Here is a 19,952-nt window from a genome sequence, read left to right as displayed (position 1 = left end):
CATTCGGACACGCCTGCCGCCTGCACGGCAGGTCGCCAGGCCCTAAAATGCCGCAAGCCTGCGGCCCTGGTCGGCGCGCCGGCGTGTTTCAGGAGACCGTCATTACCGCTGCATCCAACGTCTACTCCAGCCCCCGCGTGGCGCCCTTGCTGGTCCTGGGCTTTGCCAGCGGATTGCCGCTGGCGCTGACCAGCGGCACCTTGCAGGCCTGGGCCACGGTGGAAAACGTGCCGCTGCAGGAGATCGGTTTCCTGACCCTGGTGGGCAGCGCCTATACCCTCAAGTTCCTGTGGGCCCCACTGGTGGACCGCTATGCGCCGCCCTTGCTTGGGCGGCGGCGCGGCTGGATGCTGCTGACCCAGGTGCTGCTGGGGCTGGGCATTATGGCGATGGGCGCCTTGTCGCCTTCGTCCGCCTTGCAGACCCTGGCCTTGTTCGCCGTGATCGTGGCCTTTCTGTCGGCCACGCAGGACATCGCCTTCGACGCCTATTGCACCGACGTGCTGCGCAAGGAAGAGCGCGGCGCGGGCGCCGCCATCAAGGTCATGGGCTACCGGCTGGCCATGATCGTGTCTGGAGGGTTGGCGCTTATCCTGGCGGACCAGTGGATAGGCTGGCACAACACCTATGTGCTGATGGGCGGCCTGATGCTGCTGTGCACGCTGGCGACGTTCTGGGCGCCGGAACCCGAGCACGTCGCCCGCCCGCCGCGCACCTTGCGCGAAGCCGTGGGCGAACCGCTGCACGAATTCTTCTCGCGGCGCGGCGCGCTGGCCGTGCTGCTGCTGATCGTGCTGTACAAGCTGGGCGATGCCTTCGCGGGCGCCCTGTCCACCACCTTCCTGATCCGCGGCGCGGGCTTCACGCCGACGGAGGTGGGCACGGTGAACAAGGTGCTGGGGCTGGCCGCCACCATCATCGGCGCGCTGGCCGGCGGCTCGCTGATGTCGCGTTGGGGCCTGTACCGCTCGCTGATGGCCTTCGGCCTGCTGCAGGCGGTATCGAACCTGGCGTACTGGCTGATCGCCATCAGCCCCAAGAACCTCTGGCTGATGGCCACGGGGGTGGGCATCGAGAACCTTTGCGGCGGATTGGGCACGGCGTCCTTCGTCGGCCTGCTGATGGCGCTGTGCCGCCAGCGCTTTTCCGCGACCCAGTTCGCCTTGCTGTCGGCCTTGTCCGCCGTGGGCCGCACCTACCTGGCTGGTCCGCTCACGCCGCCCCTGGTCAATGCCATGGGCTGGCCAGGCTTCTTCCTGCTGACCGTGGTCATTGCGCTGCCGGGCCTGGTGCTGCTGAAGATGCTGCGCGGGACGATAGAAACCATGGAAAAGCAGGGCGAAGCGCAGGGTGGGTGAAGCGCGCGGCGCGTTCGGAAAGAACCCCGCCGCCCTCCGTGCGTAAGCCATCAACATCCTGCGCCAGCACGTGCCGGCGGCACCCCCCCAAAAAAAACGGCGCCTCGGCGCCGTTTTTCGCTGCTGGGGCATGCTTATGCCCCGATGGCGTCACTCTTCGCCGGTCAGTCTGACGATCAGCACGTCGCTGGGCAGGGATTCCAGCAGCCGCTCGGCCACGCTGCCGATGGCGGTGCGCAGGATGCCGGTGCGGCCGTGGGTGCCCGTCACCACCAGGTCGGAGCGGTGGTTGAACGAGTATTCCGACAGCACGGTTTCCGGCTGGCCGCATTCCAGCACCATCTTGGGAGGCGCGACCTGGGCCAGTTCGGGCGTTTCAGCGGTAAATTCCCGGGCGTTCTGTTCGGCGGCCTTGTAGAAGTTGCGCGTGACGGCGTCGTCCGGCACGTTCTTGCCCTGGAAGGGCACGTCGAAGGCGTGGAACAGCGTCAGTTCGGCGTTCGGCACCAGCTGCAGCGCGGCGCGCAGCGCCTGGCGCGAGCCGGCGGAGAAGTCCGTGGCGACCAGCACGTCGCGGTACGGCCGGCGCGGGCGGGTCTTGACGACCAGCACCGGCTGGCGCGCCTGGCGGGCCAGTTTTTCCACCGTGGTGCCCAGCAGCAGCCGGCCCAGGGTCTCGTCGCGCGCGGTGCCGGTGACGATCAGCGAGCAGCCGTAGCTGTCGGCCGTTTCCATGATGCGCACCAGGGGATCGCCGCTGACGACCACCACTTCGGTCGGCACGTCGGCGGCCGCCAGGTCCTCGGCCAGCTCGCGCTCGGCCAGCGCCTTGTGGTCCGTCGACAGGCGCCGCCACACGGGCGTGGTCAGGCGGGCCGGCGTGGCATGGGACTCCATGACATGCAGGACGATGAGCTTGGTATCGAGTTCCTTGGCCAGTTGCAGCGCCCGGTCCAGGGCGCGGTCGCCGCGCGCGCTCAGGTCGGTTGCGAGCAGGATAGGGCCAGTTTGCTGTGTCATACGTTTTCTCCCGGTTATGGCCAGGCCGCCGACTCCCCGCGTGCGTGCGATCCGGCCGATCCGCCCTCGCGGGCATATCACCATTGTCCCGCGGCCTTGCGCAGGGGGACTTGATGGATATCAACGCACCGTCCAGCGTAAGGGATGACGCGCGCGCGGGCAACGGGCGTCCGCCGCCGCGGCGGCTTAATACAATGGGGCCAGTCCAACTCGCCTGCGTCCCATGTTCCCGGATCTTTCGCCCACCCTGCTGCATACGCTGTATCTCGTCGCCATCGTGGCGGAAGCGATGACCGCGGCGCTGTCGGCCGGCCGGCGCGACATGGACTGGATGGGGGTCTGCATCATCGCCTGCGTGACCGCGCTGGGCGGCGGTTCGCTGCGCGACGTGCTGCTGGGACACTATCCGCTGACCTGGGTGATCCACCCCGAATATCTGTGGATGACGGCCGGCGCGGCCATCGTCACCGCCCTGATTGCGCCGGTCATGCGGCGTCTGCGCAGCCTGTTCCTGCTGGCCGACGCCCTGGGCCTGGTGGCGTTTACCGTCATCGGGTGCCAGGTGGCGCAGCTGATGCAGCTGCCGGTCACCGTGGTGCTGATCAGCGGCATGATCACCGGCTGCGCCGGCGGCGTGCTGCGCGACGTGCTGTGCAACGAAGTGCCGCTGCTGTTCCGCAAGGAACTCTATGCCAGCGTGTCCTTCGTGACCGGCGGCCTGTACCTGGGCTCGCAGGCCCTGGGCCTGTCCGCCAATGCGGCGGTGCCGATCGCGCTGGCCGCGGGCCTGGCGGTGCGCCTGCTGGCCCTGCGCTTCAACTGGCAGATGCCGAAGTTCGTCTATCGGGATGACTGGGACTGAGCGCGGCGCGGGGTCTGCCGCTCTGCAACAATTTTCTTATTTATGTTTCAAGAGATTTCTAGTATCTTCAAGAGGTCTCATACCATGCATTGCGCAGTACAAGGGGAGCCGATTGGACGTCAAAGCGCCCGCCACGATTCCATATTTCCTGCAGGAACAGATCCGTGAATTGATCGTGGACGGCAGCATCCGGCCGGGCCAGCCGTTGCGCGAACAGGAACTGGAACAGCGTTTCGGCACGAGCCGCAGTCCGATCCGCGAGGCGCTGCGCCTGCTGGAGCTGAGCGGCCTGGTCACGCACATCCAGCGCAAGGGCTTCCGGGTCACCCTCTACACCGAAGCGCAGATCCGGCATCTGTACCTGTTGCGCGCGGAGCTGGAAGCCTATTGCCTGCGCCAGGCGGCAGAGGCCGACGATTTGGCGCCGCTGCTGGCCGAACAGCGCGGCCACGACGCCGCCATCGCGGCGGCCCTGGCGATGGGCAATGCGCAGGCCGCGATCGCGGCAGCTTGCGAGTTCTATCTGGCCGCGGCCCGCAGCACGGGCAACACGCCGCTGGCCAGCATGCTCAGCAAACTCTACGAACAGATCGAGCCGCTGCGCTACCTGCTGGCCAAGCAGGCGATGCCTTTCAGCGGGATCCAGATCTGCACCCGCGGCGTCATCGAGGCGCTGGCGGTGCGCGACGTCGAGCGCGCGGCCAGCGTGACGCGCAGCTATCTGGCGGACGTGCTGCCGGGCGTGCTCGAGGCCTACAGGAACGCCGCGTTGCAGGACGCGGAAGAGGCGCCGCTGCGCTACGGCCGCGGCTGAGCCTGGCGCGTTCCGGCAAGCCGAGCCCGGGTCTGAGTTTGTGCCGACAGCGCCCTAGCCCTGCGGCGGCGTGCGCACTTCGATGCCGGCTTGCTCCAGCGCCTTGCGGATGCCGTCGGCGAAGATCAGGGCATTGGGCTGGTCGCCGTGGATGCAGAGCGTGTCCGCCTGCACCGGCACGTCCTTGCCGTCCACCGAGCGCACCTTGCCTTCGCGCACCATGCGCACCACTTGCGCCACCGCCCGGTCCAGGTCTTCGATCATGGCGCCCGCGCGCGTGCGCGGCGTGAGCGAGCCGTCGTCCTGATAGGAGCGGTCGGCGAAGACCTCGTTGGCGGCCGTCAGGCCGATGGCGCGGGCCGCGTCGATCAGTTTGCTGCCGGCCAGCCCGTACAGGATCAGCGAGGCGTCCACGTCCTTGACGGCCTGGCAGATCGCGCGCGCCAGGCCTTCGTCCTTGGCCGCCATGTTGTAGAGCGCGCCGTGCGCCTTCACGTGATGCAGCCGCGCGCCTTGCGAGGCGGCCACGCCGGCCAGCGCGCCGATCTGGTAGACCACGATGTCGTAGGCTTCGTCGGGGCTGATCTGGATGACGCGGCGGCCGAAGCCGGCCAGGTCCTGCAGGCTGGGATGCGCGCCCAGCGCCACGCCGCGCGCTAGCGCGGCAGCGACGGTCTTGCGCATGGTGGCGGGGTCGCCGCCGTGGAAGCCGCAAGCGATGTTGGCGGAGCTGACGAATTGCAGCACCGCCGCGTCGTTGCCCATGGTCCAGGCGCCATAGCTTTCGCCCATGTCGCAGTTCATGTCGATGCGGGTGGTCATGGCAAATTCCTTTCTAGGCGAGGAGCGCGCGCAAGGGGGCCAGCGCGTCCTGCAATTGCGTGAAGGCGCGTTCGCGCTCGCTGTCCAGGCGCTGCGCCTCTTCCAGTTCGATCAGCTGGAAGCGCAGCGTCTGGCCCGGCGCGCATTGCGCCAGGGCGGGCAGGTCCACCGTGGCGATCTGCGCAATCTTGGGGTAGCCGCCGGTGGTCTGCCGGTCGGCCATGAGAATGATGGCTTCACCGCCCGAGGGCACCTGCACAGTGCCGAAACACGCGGCTTCCGACAGCATCTGCCGCGGCTGGCGCATCGATAGCGCCGGACCCAGCAGGCGGTAGCCCATGCGGTCGGACTGCGGGCTGATGCGGAATTCGGCGCCGCCGCCGAACGCCTGGCGGCTGTCTTCGGAGAATTCATCCCAGTGCATGCCGGGCAGGAAGCGGATGGATGCGCGGCGTTTGGCGCCCAGCGCCGCGGGCAGGTAGACGCGCTGGTTCCATAGCGCTTCCTGCAGCGCGTCCAGGTCGCGGCCGGCGGCCAGCGGCGCGCGCAGCGGGATCTGGTCGCCCTTGGCCAGCGCGCGGCCCTGGAAGCCGCCGAAGCCGCTGCGCAGATAGGTGCTTTCGCTGCCCATGACGCGGGGCAGGGCGTAGCCGCCGTGGACCGCGAGATAGCCGCGCACGCCCATGGCCGGCCTGGCGCCGAAGGCCAGCGTGTCGCCGGCTCGCGCCACCAGCGGGCGGTGCAGGGGGATGTCCTGGCCGTTGAGCGTGGCGCCGAGGTCGGCGCCCGCCAGCGCGAAACAGGCCGGCGCGTCGAAGCGCAGGGTCGGACCGGTCAGGGTCATTTCCAGCGTGGCGTGTTCGTCCTGGTTGCCGGCCAGCGCGTTGGCCAACCGGTGGGCGCGCTCGTCCATGGCGCCCGCGGCCGGGATGCCCTGGTGCTGGTAGCCCTCGCGGCCGCGGTCCTGGAAGCTGGACAGCATGCCGGGCTTGATCACGCTGATGCTCATGTCCGGGCCCCCCGGATGCGCTCGAACTCCGCGGCGCTGATGGGCACGAAGCGGACCGAGTCGCCGGGTTGCAGCAAGGCGGCGGGCTCGCGCGCCGGGTCGAACATGGTGAGCGGCGTCGCGCCGATGATGTTCCAGCCGCCGGGTAGGCGGCTCGGGTAGATCACGGTCTGCCGGTTGGCTACCGCGACCGCGCCGGGCGGCACGGCGGTGCGCGGCGATGGCCGGCGCGGAATGTTGAGCCTTTCGTCGTGCACGCCCAGGTAGGCGTGGCCGGGGGCGAAGCCCAGCATGAAGACCATGCTGCGGGGCTGGCTGTGCAGCCGGATGACGTCATCGGGCGTGAGGCCGGCGGCCTCGGCCACTTCGGCCAGGTCGGGACCGTGTTCGCCGCCGTAGCAGACCGGAATGTCGATCTCGCGCCCGCCCAGGGCGTCCGCGGCGATGCCTTCGGACAGCAGTTGCCTGATGCGTTCGGAGAGTTGCGCGTAAGTGGGGCCGCCGCTGGCGCCGGGACGGTAGTGCACCGCCACCGCGACGAAGGACGGCACCACGTCGGTCACGCCGGGAAGCCGCGCATCGCGCAGCTTGCCGGCCGAGGCCAGACAGGTCCTGCCCACGGCTGCGTCGATCTGGTCGCCAAAGGAAACGATCAGGCAGCGGTCACCCTGGGGCAGGATGCGCCATGAGGTTTCGGCCGGAGAAGGAGGTTCTGAAATTGCGTTCAACGACACGAAACCTGTAAAGACGGATTACTTGGCGAACAGCGAATCCAGGTTCTTGAACGCCTTGAATTCCAGCGCGTTGCCCGACGGATCGAGGAAGAACATGGTGGCTTGTTCGCCCACTTCACCCTTGAAACGGATGTAGGGCTCGATGACGAATTCGGTGCCGGCGTCGGTCAGACGCTTCGCCATTGCTTCCCATTGTTCCATGGAAAGCACGGCGCCGAAATGGCGCACGGGCACATTGTGCGAATCCACGGCGCTGGTGGCCTTGTGGCCGCATTCGCTGGGCGCCAGGTGGGCGACGATCTGGTGGCCGTAGAAGTTGAAGTCGATCCATTCGGGCGAGCTGCGGCCCTCCGGACAGCCCAGTTTTTCGCCATAGAAGGCGCGGGCTTCGGCCAGGTCGCGGACCGGGAAGGCGAGGTGGAACGGCGGCAGGTTGGTTTGAGCGGTCATGGAAGGCTCCGGGTCAGGCAAGGAAAAATGATCGATCGGATCGCCAGACGCCGCAAGCGCGGCGGTCTGGCATCGATGGGTAGTTTAGGGATTGTTTTTTTGATTGAAAAACGATATTTTTTGCTACTTAGCATCGAAAATTTTGATCGTGATCAAAGAGTTCAAAACCTTTATCGCGGTAGCCCGCGATGGCACCTTTACCGGCGCCGGCGCCCGGCTGGGGCTGACCCAGTCCGCGGTCAGCGCCCAGATCAGGCGTCTGGAGGACTACCTGGGCGGGCCGCTGTTCGACCGCAGCGCCCGCGCCGCGGTGCTGAACGCCCATGGCCGCGAAGTGCTGCCGCAGGCGGAAGAACTGGTCGCCATGGCCGAGCGCATGATCACGGCGGGCGGCGCGGGCCACGTCAGCGGTTTGCTGCGCATCGGCGCCATCGCATCGGTGCAGCAGGACCTGCTGGCGCGCGCCCTGGGCGGATTCCGCGCGGTCTATCCCGACGTGCGCGTGCGCATCGTGCCCGGCGTGTCCTTGGCGCTGCTGGGGCAGGTGGACGCGGGCGAGGTGGACATGGCCATGCTGATCAAGCCGCCTTTCGCCCTGCCGCCCGAACTCGGCTGGCAGCCGCTGCTGCGCGAGCCCGTGATGCTGGCCATGCCCGCGGCCATGCCGGTCGCGCCCTGGCGCGAACTGCTGGCGACCCAGCCCTTCATCCGCTACGACCGCGCTTCGTTCGGCGGGCGCGTGGTGGACCTGTTCCTGAAGAAGCAGCGCATTCCCGTGCGCGAGGCCGTGGAACTGGACGAAATCGACGCCATCGCCAACATGGTGCGGCAGGGGCTGGGCGTGGCGCTGCTGCCGCAGCTGCGGCGGCTGGACATGACCGGCTTGCGGCTCCTGCCGCTGGAAGAGGCGGCGTTTTACCGGGAGATCGGGCTGATCGGGCGCCTGCCCTTCGACGCCGGCAGCGTGCAGGAGAAGATGGCGGAGTGCCTGGCGGCGGCCGCGGCCGAGCCCTGAGCGCGGATGGGGGGAATTGCGGGGGAAGGGCGGCCATGGCGCGGCAGCCATGGCCCGAGGGGGGGGCGGACGTAGCGGCGCAGACGCGCCGCTCGTCCTTGCGTCCCTGATCTACAGCCGGTCGCAGCGCACCGTGATCGGATGGCTGCGCAGCGTGGACATCACGACGTCGTCCACCACGCCTTCCACGTCGGTGATCACGTAGCCGATCTGGCCGCGGGTCTGCAGGGTCTGGCTGACGATGTTCAGGCCGTGCTGCGCCATCAGGTTGTCCAGCGTGCCCAGCGCGCCCGGGGCGTTGCGGTGCACGTGCAGGATGCGCGTGCCGCCGGCCGGTTCCAGATAAGGCAGTTCAGGGAAGTTGACCGCGCCCTTGGTGGTGCCGGCCTGCAGGAAGCGCACCAGCTTCTCGGCCACTTCGCGGCCGATGTTCTCTTGCGATTCCTGCGTGCTGCCGCCGATGTGCGGCGTCAGGATCACGTTGGGCAGGCCGATCAGCGGACTGGCCAGCGGCTCGTCCGCGCCCTTGGGCTCGGTCGGGAACACGTCCAGCGCGGCGCCGGCCAGGTGGCCGGATTTCAGCGCCGCGTGCAGGGCGTCGATATCCACCACCGTGCCGCGCGAGGCGTTGATGAGGATGGCGCCGCGCCGCATGCGCGCGATGGTGTCCGCGTTCATGATGTTCTCGGTGGCCTTGCCGCCCGGCACGTGCAGGGTCACCACGTCGGCCTGTTCCAGCAGCTCGTTCAGCGTGGCGGCGGGCCGGGCATTGCCCAGCGGCAGCTTGGCTTCGACGTCGTGATAGACGACGCGCATGCCCAGGCCTTCGGCCAGCGTGCTGATCTGCGAGCCGATGTTGCCGTAGCCCACGATTCCCAGCGTCTTGCCGCGGGTCTCGAAGGCGCCCGCGGCGCTCTTGTCCCAATGGCCCAGATGCACGCGTGCGTTCTTTTCGGGAATGCGGCGCAGCAGCAGGATGGCTTCGCCCAGCACCAGCTCGGCGACCGAACGGGTGTTGGAGAACGGCGCGTTGAACACCGGAATGCCGCGCTGCATGGCCGTGTCCAGGTCGACCTGGTTGGTGCCGATGCAGAAGCAGCCCACGACGCGCAGGTCGGGGTTGGCGGACAGCAGGGCGGCATCCAGGTGCGTGCGAGAACGGATCCCCGCCACCTGCGCGCCGCGCAGCGCTTCGCCAAGCTGCGCCGGCGACAGTGCGGACGCGTGCGTGACGATGTCGGTGTAGCCGGCGGCCTCGAAGACGGCGCGGGCGCTGGGATGGATGTTCTCGAACAGGACGATTTTTGCCATGACAGCCTGGGGGTGGGTGAGGAATCCGTTTGATTGATTGTGGACCATTTTTGCTGCAGTGCAAGGAGTAGCCATAGGGACGGTGTGGATGTAGGCCGCGCCAGCCAGGTGCGGCGGGCATCCCGGGACGCCGCAGCGCTTGCCGCCGGGATCGCGGGTAACTTATTATTAAGAATAATTCGCATTTCATATTTATGAAAATGCACCGCGATCCCAGCCTGGCCTGCTCCCCATGACCGCCACCGGTAATCCCGCACAGCCCATCGAAGTGTTCTACGGCGACCATCACGGCTGGCTGCGCGGCTGGCTGCGCAAGCGGCTGGGCGGCAATGCCTGCGACGCCGCGGACCTGGCGCACGACACCTATGTGCGCGTTCTTGCCACGGGTCGGGTGCCTCAGCCGGAGGAATCGCGCCGCTACCTGACCCAGATCGCCAACGGCCTGCTGATCGACCTCTACCGTCACCGGCGGATCGAAGCGGCGTACCGGGACGCGGTCGCCGCCTTGCCCGAAGCCCAGGCGCCCTCGGAAGAGGCGCGCGCCCTGGTGCTGGAAGCGTTGGTGGAAATCGACGCGATCCTGCACCGGATGCCGGCGAAGGTGCGGATGGCCTTGCTGTTGCGCAAGCTGGACGGGCTGAGCTACGCCGAGATCGCGGCGCGGCTGAGCGTGTCCGTGTCGTCCGTCGAAAAATACATCGCGTCCGCGCTGCTGGCCTGCTACGAGGCGCTTTACGATGCCGCGAGCTGAGACCCGGCCGGCCCTGGGGCCGATCGATCCGGCCATCGTGCGTTCCGCATCCGAGTGGATGGCGCGCCTGTGGTCGGACAGCGCCAGTCCCGCCGACCTTGCCGCCTGCGAGCAATGGCGCGCCGCGCATCCCGACCACGAACGGGCCTGGAGCCGCTTGCAGGTCATGGACGCCAAGCTGGAAAGCGTGTCGGGCGCCGCGGGATGTCAGGTCCTGCTGGAATCCGGAGCGCCGGCATCCGCGTCGCGCCGCAAGGCCATGCGCGTCCTGGGCCTGGGCGTCCTGGCCGCGGGGGCGGCCTACGCCTTGCAAGAGACGGGCAACTGGCGGGCCTGGACGGCGGATTACCGCACGGACGTCGGCGAGATTCGCGCGATGACCTTGGCCGACGGCACGCGCCTGGTGCTCAACACCGGCAGCGCCATCGACGTGCGCTTTGACGGCCAGGAGCGCCGGATAGATCTGCTGGGCGGCGAGATCCTGGTGACCACCGCGCCCGACCCCGCGCCTGCGCATCGGCCCTTGCGGGTGTACAGCCGGCAAGGCGCGGTGCAGGCGCTGGGCACGCGCTTCACCGTGCGCGACGACGGCCGGTTCGCGCACGTCGCCGTGTTTGAAGGAGCCGTCGACGTGTACCCCGGAGGCCTGGACGGGCGCGCCGCCGTCAGGGCACAGAGCGGCCAGCGCACGCGCTTCGACGCGGCGCACGCCGAGGCGACGCGCGACGCGCGGGAAAGCGAGGCGGCGTGGAGCCAGGGCGTGCTGGTCGCGGAGAACATGCGGGTCGCGGACTTCCTGGCCGAGCTGGGCCGCTACCGGCCCGGGTTCCTGCGCTGGGACGCGGCGGTGGCGGACTTGCGGGTCACGGGCGTGTTTTCCTTGCGCGATACCGACAGGGCGCTGGACACCTTGGCGCTGGGCCTGCCCGTCGAGGTCCGTTCCCGCAGCCGCTACTGGGTGGCCGTGGGGCCGAGGGCGGGCCGCTAGCGGGGCGCTCGCCGTTGCAAGTGCGGTTCGAAGCCCAGCCCGAAATGCAGTCCCAAACGCACTCCCAAAGGCACCCCCAAGCGCAGCCTCAAGCGCAGCCCCAATCCCCGTTACAAATTTTCCTGGCCCGCCATTGAGGAAATTCCCTGTTCGTCCGGAAGACGTTGCAAGCCGCACTTCTTCTTCCGCACTTTCAGGGACCCGACCGATGGCAAGCCGCCGCAATCTTGATTCAATCTGCACCCGCCGGACGCCTGCCGGCGCCGCCATGCTGAGGGCGGCGCTAGGCCTCGCCTTGGGCCTGGGCGGAACCACGCTGGCTGCAAGCGCGGCACATGCCCAGTCCGCAGCTTCCGGCCAGGCCGCGTCGGCGCGCAGCTACGCGATCCCCGCGGGGCCGCTGGACCAGGCGCTGACCCGCTACGCCAGCGAGGCCGGCGTGGAGCTGTCGGTGGACGCGGCGCTGACCCGGGGCAAGAGCACGGCGGGCCTGCAAGGCCGCTATGGCGTGCAGGACGGTTTTGCCCGCTTGCTGCAGGGGCAGGGCTTGCGCGTGGTGCAAGGCGCCGGCGGCGCGTACTCCTTGCGGCCCGCGCCCGCGCAACTGGACGGCGCCACCACCTTGCCCGCCGTCACCGTCACCGGCAGCGCCGAAACGGCCTGGAGCGCGGTGGACGGCTATGTGGCCACGCGCAGCGCCACCGGCACCAAGACCGACAGTTCGATCCTGGAAACGCCGCAATCAATTTCCGTGGTGACGGCCGACTTCATCAAGGAAACAGGCGCATCGCGCCTGAAGGAAAGCCTGGCCTACACGCCCGGCATCAACACCTCGCCCTGGGGCGCGGATACGCGCTTCGACTGGACCGTCATCCGCGGCTTCGACGCGCAGACGCCCGGGTATTACCTGGACGGCTTGCAGCTGCGCAACAACAACAGCTGGGCGGTCTGGCAGACGGAAGTCTACGGCGCCGAGCGGATCGAAGTGCTGCGGGGGCCGACGTCCGTGCTGTATGGCCAGAACGGCGCGGGCGGCATGATCAACGTCGTCAGCAAGCGGCCGACCGAAGAGCCGCTGCACGAGCTGGAAGCGCAGGTGGGCAACCATGCCCGCCGCCAGGTGGCGGGCGATTTTTCAGGCCCGCTGGACGAGAGCGGCAAGGTGCTCTACCGCATCACGGGGCTGGCGCGCGACGCCGAGCTGCCTGCCAGCGGACTACCCAACGACCGTTTCTACATTGCGCCGGCGCTGACGCTGAAGCCGTCCAGCGATACGACGCTGACCCTGCTGTCGCACTACCTGCGGGTGCGCGACGGCAGTTCGTATGGCAGTTTTCCGGAGGTCGGCACCCAGCTGTACAACCCCAACGGCAAGTTCTCGCGCAATACCTACGTGGGCGAACCGGATTTCGACCGCTTCCGGCAAGAGCAATGGATGGTCGGCTACATGCTGGAGCATCGCTTCAACGACACCTGGACCGTGCGCCAGAATGCGCGCTACGGCTATACCAGCGTGGACTACAGGCAGGTGTACGTGCGTGGCGGCTTCGCCACGGTGAATCCCGACGACCCGAACGATCCGGCCAACTTTCGCATGCTGGAGCGCTATCCGTTCGGCAGCCAGGAAAACGCGCGGCTCTTCACCATCGACAACCAGGCGCAGGCCAAGGTGCAACTGGGCGCCACGAGCCACACCTTGCTGTTCGGCCTGGACTACCAGCATTCGCGCAATTACCAGAGCACCTACAACGACGGCGTCGTGAACCCGATAGACGGCTACGACCCGGTGTATGGCAGCCCCGTAAAAACGGCGGCGCCCTGGTTCGATGCCACCACCAAGCTGGCCCAGACCGGGTTCTATCTGCAGGACCAGATCAAATGGGGTAACTGGGTGGCGACGCTGGGCGGCCGCTACGACAAGGCCTCGGCGGACGTGAACAGCAACATCGACGGTTCGCGCACGAAGATCTCGGAACACAATTTCAGCGCGCGTGGCGGGCTGGTGTATCTGCATCCGAGCGGCGTGGCGCCTTACTTCAGCTATGCCGAGTCGTTCTCGCCCACGGCGACGATAGACCCGGTCACCAACAGCCCGATGAAGCCCGAGACCGGCAAGCAGTATGAGCTGGGCATCCGCTACGAGCCGCCTGGCGGCACCAGCCGCTACAGCGCCGCAATCTTCGATCTGCGGCGCCGCAACTACATCACCTACACCCCGGAGTTCCTGCCCAAGCAAACCGGCGAAGTCGTGGTGCGCGGACTGGAGCTGGAGGCCGCGTTCCGGCCGTTGACGCAAATGAATGTGGTGGCCGCCTACACCTACACGCCCAAGGCGGAAGTCACCGCCAGCAGCACGCCCAGCGAAATCGGCAAGCAGATGCAGGCGGTGTCCCGCAACCAGTTCGCCTTGTGGGCCGACTACCGCTTCGAATCGGGGCTGAAGGTGGGGGCGGGCGCAAGATACACCGGACCGAATTGGGGCTATGCCGAATCCGCGGCCGAGAAGATTCCGGGCTATACGCTGATCGACGCGATGATCGGCTATCAGGTGCAGCGCTGGAACCTGGCCCTGAACGTGCGCAACCTGACCAACAAATCCTATTTGAGCAATTGCAGCAATGGTGATTGCCGCTACGGCGACGGGCGCACGGTCCTGGCCACGGCCACCTATCGCTGGTAGCCGGGCCGGCCGCAGGCCGCTTAGCGGTAGGCCTGGAAGACCTTGGCGCCGCCTTGCTTGTCGACCAGGACGACGTCGTGCGGCGTTTTGCGGCCGCCGTACTCGGGGCCGTCCATGCCGGGCGAGCCCAGCGGCATGCCGGGCGCGGCCAGGCCGGCGGCGTCGGTTTTTTCCAGCAGCAGGCGGCGCACGTCGCTGGCGGGCACGTGGCCTTCGATCGCGTAGCCTTCTACCGCCGCGGTATGGCAGGAGCCGTAGTTGGCCATGCCGGCGTTGCGGCGGATCGGGCTGGTGTCCTGGACGTCATGCGTGGTGACGGCGAAACCGTTGTCGCGCATGTGCTTGACCCAGTCTTCGCAGCAGCCGCAGGTGGGGGTCTTCCAGACCTCTACCTTGACGGGCGTCTGGGCGGTGGCGAAAACGGGCGCGCACAGCGCGGCGGCAAGGGCCAGGCGGCGCGTAAGACGCGTAAGGCGGGGAAGATTCATGGTGCTCCGTTGCGGGGATACGGTTTGGACCGTCCAAGGATACGTCATGCCGGGGGAAGGGCGCTGCCGGCACTGTAGGGGAACGGGGCTGACCCCATTCTGTCGTCCGCATTACGTTTTTGTAATGTGCGCCGCGCCCGCCTGGCTGTCGGGGCCGCGCAGCGTGATGCCGACGACGGTGCCGTGCGCGTCCGAGGCCGCATCGACCTCGCCGCCGTGCATGCGGGCGATGGCGCGCACGATGGCCAGGCCCAGGCCATGGCCCTCGCTGCGCGGCGCGCGCGCCTGGCCGGAGCGGAAGAAGCGGTCGAAGATGCGGGGCAGGTCGGCGGGCGGTATCGGCGCGCCCGGGTTGCGCACTTCCACCCGCGCGCCGGCCGGCGAATCCGAGCAGGCCAGCACGATTTCGCCGCCGCGGGGCGTGGCCTTGATGGCGTTGGAGATCAGGTTGGCCAGGGCGCGCCGCACCAGCCCGGCGTTGGCGGCCACGGTGGCGTCGCCTTCGCAGCGCAGGTGCACGCCGTTTTCCTCCAGTGTGGCCTCGTAGTATTCGGCCACGCGCCGCGCTTCGGCGGCCAGCGACACCGCCGCCAGGTCCGCGGCGCGTTCGCCGCGGTCGGCGCGCGCCAGGAACAGCATGTCGTTGACCAGCGTCTTCAGGTCTTCCAGCTCTTCCAGATTGGATTCCAGGGCGTCGCGCAATTCAGCCGCCTCGCGCGGCGAGGACAGCATGATCTGCGTGCCGTTGATCAGCGTGGCCAGCGGCGTGCGCAGTTCATGCGCCACGTCGGCATTGAAGCCTTCCATCTGCTGGTAGGCCGCCTGCAGGCGCTCCAGCGTGCGGTTGAAGGAACGGACCAGGTCGTGCAGTTCGCGGTCGGTGTGTTCCAGCGGCAGGCGCCGCGCCAGGTTGTCGGGCTGGATGCTGGCCGCCTGTTCCGACAGCCTGCGCGCCGGCGCCATGCTGCGCCGCACGGCCCAGGCCGCCAGCACCACGGTCGCGCCCACCCACAGCGCGCAGATCAGGACCAGGGCGGTGCCGTAGGCGTACAGGAACTGCGAACTGGTGCGCGTGCTGACCGCCACGGTCAGTTGTGCGCCGGGCAGGATGCGGTCGTTCATGGCGACGCGCAGGCCGCGCATGCGGCCGCCGTCGGCGGTCTGCAGCACCACCTGCCGGCCGCCTTCCAGGGTGTCCAGGGTTTCAGGGGCGGGGCCGCCGTACACCGTCTGGCCCTGGGCGTCCACGATCCAGATGCCCAGCTGGCCTTGCCCCGCGCGCATTTCGTCGAAGGTCGCGGCCAGATCCTTCAGGCCGCGCGCGCTGTTCTGCATGTCGATCAGGTGGTCGATCAGTTCCAGCTTGCCGCTGACCTCGGTGATTTCCTGGCGCTCCACTTCGCGCTTGAGCGCCCAGAACAGCGTGGCGCCCGCCAGGCTGGACACCAGTAATGCGATGGCGCCCAGCAGCAGCGTCAGCCGCGCCTGCATGGAACGCATGCGCGGGGGCTTCATGCGGGATGGTCGTCCGCGGGGCGGCCATCCGCGGGGCGGGACTCCAGCACGTAGCCCATGCCGCGCACGGTGTGCAGCAGCTTGGTGTCGTAGGGATCGTCCAGCTTGCCGCGCAGGCGCCGCACCGCCACGTCGATGACGTTGGTGTCGCTGTCGAAGTTCATGTCCCAGACCTGCTCGGCCAGCGTGGTGCGGGACAGCACCTGGCCCTGGCGGCGCAGCAGCAGGGCCAGCAGGTTGAATTCCTTGGCGGTCAGGTCCAGGCGGCGGCCGCCGCGCTGGGCGCGCCGGCGCACCAGATCCAGTTCCAGGTCGGCCACGCGCAGCAACGTGGGTTCCTGCGTGCGCCCGCGGCGCAGCAGCGCCTGCACGCGCGCCAGCAGCTCCGAGAAGGCAAAGGGTTTGATCAGGTAGTCGTCGGCGCCGCCTTCCAGCCCGCGCACGCGGTCCTCGACCGCGTCGCGCGCCGTCAGCATCAGGATGGGCGTGTCCTTCTGTTCGCGCACGGCGGCCAGCACGCCGAAGCCGTCGACGCCCGGCAGCATCACGTCCAGCACGATAAGGTCATAGGCGCCTTCCAGCGCCAGATGCAGGCCGTCCACGCCGTCGCGCGCCACGTCCACGACGTGGCTTTGCTCCGACAATCCCTTCTTGAGGTAATCGGCCAGTTTGGGTTCGTCTTCGATAACCAGGATACGCATGGCGGAAAATTTACCATCCGCCGCGCGCAAACGGATCAGCTCTGTGTATCGATGGCGATGCGGTCGGGCGGGAAGCGCAGGGCGAACACGCTGCCCTTGCCGGGGTCGCTGGTGATCAGCAGTTCGGCGTCATGGCGCATGGCGATGTGCTTGGTGATCGCCAGCCCCAGGCCGGTGCCGCCCACGGCGCGCGAGCGGCCGCGGTCCACGCGGTAGAAGCGTTCGGTCAGGCGCGGCAGATGGCGGGCAGGGATGCCGATGCCGGTGTCCTGCACGCTGTAGCGCGCGCCGCCGTCTTCCTCGCGCTCCCAGCGCACGGTGATCTTGCCGCCGTCCGGCGTATAGCGCACGGCATTGGTCAGCAGGTTGGACAGGGCCGAGGTCAGTTCGGTCTCGGCGCCCAGCACGTCCAGCGATTCGTCGATGTGCCATTCCAGCACGTGGCGGCCGCCCGACAGCGCCTCGATCTGCTGGCGCGCCTTTTGCAGCAGCGCGCCCATGTTGACGGCGCGCGGATCGCTGCCCGGCGACGATTCCAGCGTGGACAGGGTCAGCAGGTCTTCGACGATGGCCTGCATGCGCTGGGCCTGCTCATGCATCATGTCGATGTACTGCTCGCGCTGCTCGGCGGGCAGCGCGTCGGCCGGCATGTCGCGCAGCGTCTCCAGGAAGCCCGCCAGCACGGTCAGCGGCGTGCGCAGCTCGTGCGAGACGTTGGCCACGAAATCGCGGCGCGTGGTTTCCAGGCGTTCAATCTGCGTGACGTCGCGCGTGATCAGCAGGCGCTGATTGCTGGCGTAGGCCGTCAGCTGCATCATCATTAGCCGCTCCTGGCCTTGCTGGCCCAGGCGCACCAGGATGGGCTCGGGCCAGGAAGGGCGGTGCGCGTATTCGACGAATTCAGGCGCGCGCAGCAGGTTCAGCAGATTGTGGCCGCGGTCGGCGGGCAGGCGCAGTCCCAGGTGCTGGCGCGCCATGCGGTTGCACCAGTCGATCTGGAAATCTTCGTTCAGGGTCACCGCGCCGTCAGGCAGCGCCTGGGCGGCGGCCAGCATGCCCTGCATGGTGTTCTGGGTTTCGTTCAGCTCGCGGGCGCGGGCGCGGGTGTAGCGGTACAAGGGGGCGAGGATGTCGTCCCAGGGGCCGACGGAGGCCGGAGGCGAGGTATCGGGGTGATGGGCCCAGTGGGACACCAGGTGCAGGCGCCAGCTGCGCCAGAGCAGCATGGCGACCAGCGCGGCGGAGAACAGTATCCAGCCCGCCGGATCTCCTATGAGCCATTGGACCAGTAATGCGGCGGCCGCCCACAGGGCGACCAGGACTAGGGTGCGCAGCCAGATCATCGTGCGGGAGTTTTACCGCGTGGGGAGCTGTGCCGTAAACCGGTAGCCGCTGCCGCGGACCGTTTCCACGTGGGCGTCGTGGCCGCTGGGTTCCAGCGCCTTGCGCAGGCGGCGGATATGCACGTCGACCGTGCGCTCTTCCACGAAGACGTGGTCGCCCCAAACCTGGTCCAGCAGCTGCGAGCGCGAGAACACGCGTTCGGGGTGGGTCATGAAGAAGTGCAGCAGGCGGAATTCGGTGGGGCCGATCTGCAGCGACTGGCTGTTGCCCGACAGGCGGTGCGTCACCGGATCCAGCTTCAGGCCGCCCACGTCGATCACGTCGTCGGTCAGCTGGGGCGCGCGGCGGCGCAGCACCGCCTTGATGCGGGCCATCAGCTCCTTGGGCGAGAACGGCTTGGTGATGTAGTCGTCGGCGCCGGCTTCCAGGCCGTCGACCTTGTCCTGCTCGGAGCCCTTGGCGGTCAGCATGATGACCGGGACGGCGCGGGTGCGCTCGTCGTTGCGCAGCTTGCGCGCCATGGCAAGGCCGGATGTGCCGGGCAGCATCCAGTCGAGCAGGATCAGATCGGGAAGTTCGGCGCGGATCAGGGTCTGGGCCTGGTCGGCGTCGAAGGCGCGCAGCACCTTGTGCCCGGCGAAGGACAGGTTGACGGCGATCAGTTCCTGGATGGCGGGTTCGTCTTCGACGACGAGAATGGTGCTGGACATGGCGAATTGGGCACACTTCTGAGCGCCGGCGCGGCGCGAACATTGCGATAGTATGGCCGCAATATTTCAGGTATGTGACCGCCGTGTGCCATAGTCGCCGTCCGCCGGCTTCGGCGGAGAGCCCGATAGGCTACCATTGGGCGATATATCGGGAATTCACCATGCAAAACCCCTCCGAATCGCAACATTCCGCGGATTCCGCCTCGCAATCGACCCATTTCGGCTTCCAGACGGTGCCGGAAGGCGAAAAGGCCCGCAAAGTCGCCGAAGTCTTCCATTCCGTCGCCCAGCGCTACGACATCATGAACGATTTCATGTCGGCCGGGCTGCACCGTGTCTGGAAGGCCTTCACCATCGGCCGCGCCGCCATCCGTCCGGGCATGAAGGTGCTGGACATCGCCGGCGGCACGGGCGACCTGGCCAAGGCCTTTGCCAAGCGCGCCGGCCCCACGGGCGAGGTCTGGCTGACCGACATCAACGACTCCATGCTGCGCGTGGGCCGCGACCGCCTGACGGACGCCGGCCTGCTGGTCCCCACCGCCGTGTGCGACGCCGAGCGCCTGCCGTTCCCCACGGGCCACTTCGACCGCGTCAGCGTGGCCTTCGGCCTGCGCAACATGACCCACAAGGACCGCGCCCTGGCCGAAATGACCCGGGTGCTCAAGCCGGGCGGCAAGCTGCTGGTGCTGGAATTTTCGCGCGTGGCCAAGCCGCTGGCGCCGGCCTACGACTGGTATTCCTTCAATGTCCTGCCCTGGCTGGGCAAGAAGGTCGCCAAGGACGAGGCCAGCTACCGCTATCTGGCGGAATCCATCCGCATGCATCCCGACCAGGAAACCCTGGCCGACATGCTGCGCACGGCCGGACTGGAGCGGGTGCAGTACTTCAACCTGACCGCCGGCATCGCCGCCTTGCACGAAGGCGTGAAGCTGGGCTGATCCGCTGGGCCGATCCGCGCCAGCCAATAAGGATGTTTCACCGCCCTTTCGGGAACTTGTGGGGCGGCGTCTTGTCCGTTATTCTTACGTTATTCAGATTACTGTAAGAAAAGTCGCGACTATGGTCCCGCGGTCCGCGGGGCTCCCTGCTGCTCGGGGCGGCAGGGGCGCGAGTACGAGGGAGCAAACCTATGTCCAAATTCTGTCTTTCGCGGTTTGTCGCCGCGGCGCTGATCGCCGTTTCCGGCGCGGCTCTGGTGACGGCGTCGTTTGACGCCGAAGCCCGCCGTGCCGGCGGTGGCAGCAGCGTCGGCCGCCAATCCTCCAACGTGACCCAGCAGCGCCAGGCGACCACGCCTCCGGCCGCGGCCAACAATACGGCGGGCGCCACCGCCGCTCCGGCAGCCGCCGGCGCGGCCACGGCCGGCGCCGCCACCGCGGG

The 19,952-nt window shown here is 68.1% G+C and carries 19 protein-coding genes and 1 pseudogene; 9 read left to right on the top strand and 11 right to left on the bottom strand.

Going from position 1 to position 19,952, the window contains the following annotated elements; genetic code table 11:
- The first annotated feature begins 47 nt into the window (after positions 1 to 47).
- Entirely contained in the window at positions 48 to 1,358 is a 1,311-nt protein-coding gene (locus HWY37_RS21560; protein WP_258129466.1) for a muropeptide transporter, read from the top strand.
- A 150-nt stretch (positions 1,359 to 1,508) separates the two neighbouring features.
- Here HWY37_RS21560 and HWY37_RS21555 read toward each other — a convergent pair whose 3' ends face one another.
- Positions 1,509 to 2,378, bottom strand: a complete 870-nt coding sequence (locus HWY37_RS21555) for a universal stress protein (RefSeq protein ID WP_175206944.1) — start codon at positions 2,376 to 2,378, stop codon at positions 1,509 to 1,511.
- Positions 2,379 to 2,601: 223 nt separating this feature from the next.
- Between HWY37_RS21555 and HWY37_RS21550 the strand changes: the two genes are divergently transcribed.
- On the top strand, positions 2,602 to 3,240 hold the full coding sequence (locus tag HWY37_RS21550; RefSeq protein WP_175206945.1) for a trimeric intracellular cation channel family protein: 639 nt from the start codon (positions 2,602 to 2,604) through the stop codon (positions 3,238 to 3,240).
- A 112-nt stretch (positions 3,241 to 3,352) separates the two neighbouring features.
- Positions 3,353 to 4,054: a GntR family transcriptional regulator gene (locus HWY37_RS21545; protein WP_175206946.1), complete on the top strand. Its 702-nt coding sequence runs from the start codon at positions 3,353 to 3,355 to the stop codon at positions 4,052 to 4,054.
- Between the two features lie 54 nt (positions 4,055 to 4,108).
- On the opposite strand, the gene HWY37_RS21540 is transcribed toward HWY37_RS21545, so the two are convergent.
- From HWY37_RS21540 to HWY37_RS21525, 4 genes are read right to left on the bottom strand one after another with little or no spacing between them, the layout of a single operon-like run.
- On the bottom strand, positions 4,109 to 4,876 hold the full coding sequence (locus HWY37_RS21540; RefSeq protein ID WP_176089816.1) for a LamB/YcsF family protein: 768 nt from the start codon (positions 4,874 to 4,876) through the stop codon (positions 4,109 to 4,111).
- Between the two features lie 13 nt (positions 4,877 to 4,889).
- Entirely contained in the window at positions 4,890 to 5,885 is a 996-nt protein-coding gene (locus HWY37_RS21535; RefSeq protein ID WP_176089815.1) for a 5-oxoprolinase subunit C family protein, read from the bottom strand.
- The gene (pxpB, locus tag HWY37_RS21530; RefSeq protein WP_176089814.1) at positions 5,882 to 6,613 is read right to left on the bottom strand and encodes a 5-oxoprolinase subunit PxpB; all 732 of its coding nucleotides are present in this window, start codon (positions 6,611 to 6,613) and stop codon (positions 5,882 to 5,884) included. Before pxpB ends, HWY37_RS21535 begins: the two co-directional genes overlap by 4 nt.
- A gap of 24 nt (positions 6,614 to 6,637) precedes the next feature.
- Complete coding sequence (locus HWY37_RS21525; RefSeq protein WP_006386852.1) at positions 6,638 to 7,069, bottom strand: VOC family protein; 432 nt, start codon at positions 7,067 to 7,069, stop codon at positions 6,638 to 6,640.
- Between the two features lie 148 nt (positions 7,070 to 7,217).
- On the opposite strand from HWY37_RS21525, the gene HWY37_RS21520 reads away from it, so the two are divergent.
- Complete coding sequence (locus tag HWY37_RS21520) at positions 7,218 to 8,084, top strand: LysR family transcriptional regulator (protein WP_175206950.1); 867 nt, start codon at positions 7,218 to 7,220, stop codon at positions 8,082 to 8,084.
- 111 nt (positions 8,085 to 8,195) lie between these two features.
- On the opposite strand, the gene serA is transcribed toward HWY37_RS21520, so the two are convergent.
- Complete coding sequence (gene serA / locus HWY37_RS21515) at positions 8,196 to 9,395, bottom strand: phosphoglycerate dehydrogenase (protein WP_176089813.1); 1,200 nt, start codon at positions 9,393 to 9,395, stop codon at positions 8,196 to 8,198.
- A 232-nt stretch (positions 9,396 to 9,627) separates the two neighbouring features.
- On the opposite strand from serA, the gene HWY37_RS21510 reads away from it, so the two are divergent.
- The 3 genes from HWY37_RS21510 (at position 9,628) to HWY37_RS21500 (ending at position 13,814) form a co-directional block, all read left to right on the top strand.
- Positions 9,628 to 10,146 carry a sigma-70 family RNA polymerase sigma factor gene (locus tag HWY37_RS21510; protein WP_175206952.1) on the top strand — a complete coding sequence of 173 codons (519 nt, stop codon included), beginning with the start codon at positions 9,628 to 9,630 and terminating at the stop codon, positions 10,144 to 10,146.
- Complete coding sequence (locus HWY37_RS21505; RefSeq protein WP_246302370.1) at positions 10,133 to 11,134, top strand: FecR domain-containing protein; 1,002 nt, start codon at positions 10,133 to 10,135, stop codon at positions 11,132 to 11,134. Before HWY37_RS21510 ends, HWY37_RS21505 begins: the two co-directional genes overlap by 14 nt.
- 268 nt (positions 11,135 to 11,402) lie before the next feature.
- A complete protein-coding gene (locus HWY37_RS21500) occupies positions 11,403 to 13,814 on the top strand; it encodes a TonB-dependent siderophore receptor (protein ID WP_175206968.1) in 2,412 nt (803 codons plus the stop codon).
- 20 nt (positions 13,815 to 13,834) lie between these two features.
- Here HWY37_RS21500 and HWY37_RS21495 read toward each other — a convergent pair whose 3' ends face one another.
- The 5 genes from HWY37_RS21495 to phoB form a co-directional block, all read right to left on the bottom strand.
- Positions 13,835 to 14,302 (bottom strand): DUF411 domain-containing protein, encoded by a 468-nt coding sequence (locus HWY37_RS21495; RefSeq protein WP_176089812.1) that lies wholly within the window; start codon positions 14,300 to 14,302, stop codon positions 13,835 to 13,837.
- A gap of 111 nt (positions 14,303 to 14,413) precedes the next feature.
- Positions 14,414 to 15,817 (bottom strand): heavy metal sensor histidine kinase, encoded by a 1,404-nt coding sequence (locus HWY37_RS21490; protein WP_176089811.1) that lies wholly within the window; start codon positions 15,815 to 15,817, stop codon positions 14,414 to 14,416.
- Positions 15,814 to 16,518, bottom strand: a complete 705-nt coding sequence (locus tag HWY37_RS21485; protein WP_175206955.1) for a heavy metal response regulator transcription factor — start codon at positions 16,516 to 16,518, stop codon at positions 15,814 to 15,816. Before HWY37_RS21485 ends, HWY37_RS21490 begins: the two co-directional genes overlap by 4 nt.
- Before the next feature lie 35 nt (positions 16,519 to 16,553).
- Positions 16,554 to 17,861 carry a phosphate regulon sensor histidine kinase PhoR gene (phoR, locus tag HWY37_RS21480; protein ID WP_176089810.1) on the bottom strand — a complete coding sequence of 436 codons (1,308 nt, stop codon included), beginning with the start codon at positions 17,859 to 17,861 and terminating at the stop codon, positions 16,554 to 16,556.
- A gap of 12 nt (positions 17,862 to 17,873) precedes the next feature.
- A complete protein-coding gene (phoB, locus tag HWY37_RS21475) occupies positions 17,874 to 18,572 on the bottom strand; it encodes a phosphate regulon transcriptional regulator PhoB (RefSeq protein WP_006227196.1) in 699 nt (232 codons plus the stop codon).
- 161 nt (positions 18,573 to 18,733) lie between these two features.
- Here phoB and ubiE point away from each other — a divergent pair, with 161 nt between their 5' ends.
- Both ubiE and HWY37_RS21465 read left to right on the top strand, forming a co-directional pair.
- A complete protein-coding gene (gene ubiE / locus HWY37_RS21470) occupies positions 18,734 to 19,510 on the top strand; it encodes a bifunctional demethylmenaquinone methyltransferase/2-methoxy-6-polyprenyl-1,4-benzoquinol methylase UbiE (RefSeq protein WP_175206957.1) in 777 nt (258 codons plus the stop codon).
- Positions 19,511 to 19,701: 191 nt separating this feature from the next.
- Positions 19,702 to 19,952 (top strand): annotated as a pseudogene (locus HWY37_RS21465) (Tim44 domain-containing protein); the annotation flags it as partial.

The organism is Achromobacter anxifer, assembly GCF_903652925.1.
Taxonomy (GTDB): domain Bacteria; phylum Pseudomonadota; class Gammaproteobacteria; order Burkholderiales; family Burkholderiaceae_B; genus Achromobacter; species Achromobacter anxifer.
Note: the sequence above shows the minus strand (reverse complement) of the source record. Positions and strands in the feature narration are given on the sequence as shown.

What these genes read in the sequence shown, in the direction of transcription:
- HWY37_RS21560 (WP_258129466.1), top strand. Translation starts at nt 48, where the DNA reads ATGCCGCAAGCCTGCGGCCCTGGTCGGCGCGCCGGCGTGTTTCAGGAG.
- HWY37_RS21555 (WP_175206944.1), bottom strand. Translation starts at nt 2,378, where the DNA reads ATGACACAGCAAACTGGCCCTATCCTGCTCGCAACCGACCTGAGCGCG.
- HWY37_RS21550 (WP_175206945.1), top strand. Translation starts at nt 2,602, where the DNA reads ATGTTCCCGGATCTTTCGCCCACCCTGCTGCATACGCTGTATCTCGTC.
- HWY37_RS21540 (WP_176089816.1), bottom strand. Translation starts at nt 4,876, where the DNA reads ATGACCACCCGCATCGACATGAACTGCGACATGGGCGAAAGCTATGGC.
- HWY37_RS21535 (WP_176089815.1), bottom strand. Translation starts at nt 5,885, where the DNA reads ATGAGCATCAGCGTGATCAAGCCCGGCATGCTGTCCAGCTTCCAGGAC.
- HWY37_RS21525 (WP_006386852.1), bottom strand. Translation starts at nt 7,069, where the DNA reads ATGACCGCTCAAACCAACCTGCCGCCGTTCCACCTCGCCTTCCCGGTC.
- serA (WP_176089813.1), bottom strand. Translation starts at nt 9,395, where the DNA reads ATGGCAAAAATCGTCCTGTTCGAGAACATCCATCCCAGCGCCCGCGCC.
- HWY37_RS21510 (WP_175206952.1), top strand. Translation starts at nt 9,628, where the DNA reads ATGACCGCCACCGGTAATCCCGCACAGCCCATCGAAGTGTTCTACGGC.
- HWY37_RS21505 (WP_246302370.1), top strand. Translation starts at nt 10,133, where the DNA reads ATGCCGCGAGCTGAGACCCGGCCGGCCCTGGGGCCGATCGATCCGGCC.
- HWY37_RS21500 (WP_175206968.1), top strand. Translation starts at nt 11,403, where the DNA reads ATGCTGAGGGCGGCGCTAGGCCTCGCCTTGGGCCTGGGCGGAACCACG.
- HWY37_RS21495 (WP_176089812.1), bottom strand. Translation starts at nt 14,302, where the DNA reads ATGAATCTTCCCCGCCTTACGCGTCTTACGCGCCGCCTGGCCCTTGCC.
- HWY37_RS21490 (WP_176089811.1), bottom strand. Translation starts at nt 15,817, where the DNA reads ATGAAGCCCCCGCGCATGCGTTCCATGCAGGCGCGGCTGACGCTGCTG.
- HWY37_RS21485 (WP_175206955.1), bottom strand. Translation starts at nt 16,518, where the DNA reads ATGCGTATCCTGGTTATCGAAGACGAACCCAAACTGGCCGATTACCTC.
- phoR (WP_176089810.1), bottom strand. Translation starts at nt 17,861, where the DNA reads ATGATCTGGCTGCGCACCCTAGTCCTGGTCGCCCTGTGGGCGGCCGCC.
- phoB (WP_006227196.1), bottom strand. Translation starts at nt 18,572, where the DNA reads ATGTCCAGCACCATTCTCGTCGTCGAAGACGAACCCGCCATCCAGGAA.
- ubiE (WP_175206957.1), top strand. Translation starts at nt 18,734, where the DNA reads ATGCAAAACCCCTCCGAATCGCAACATTCCGCGGATTCCGCCTCGCAA.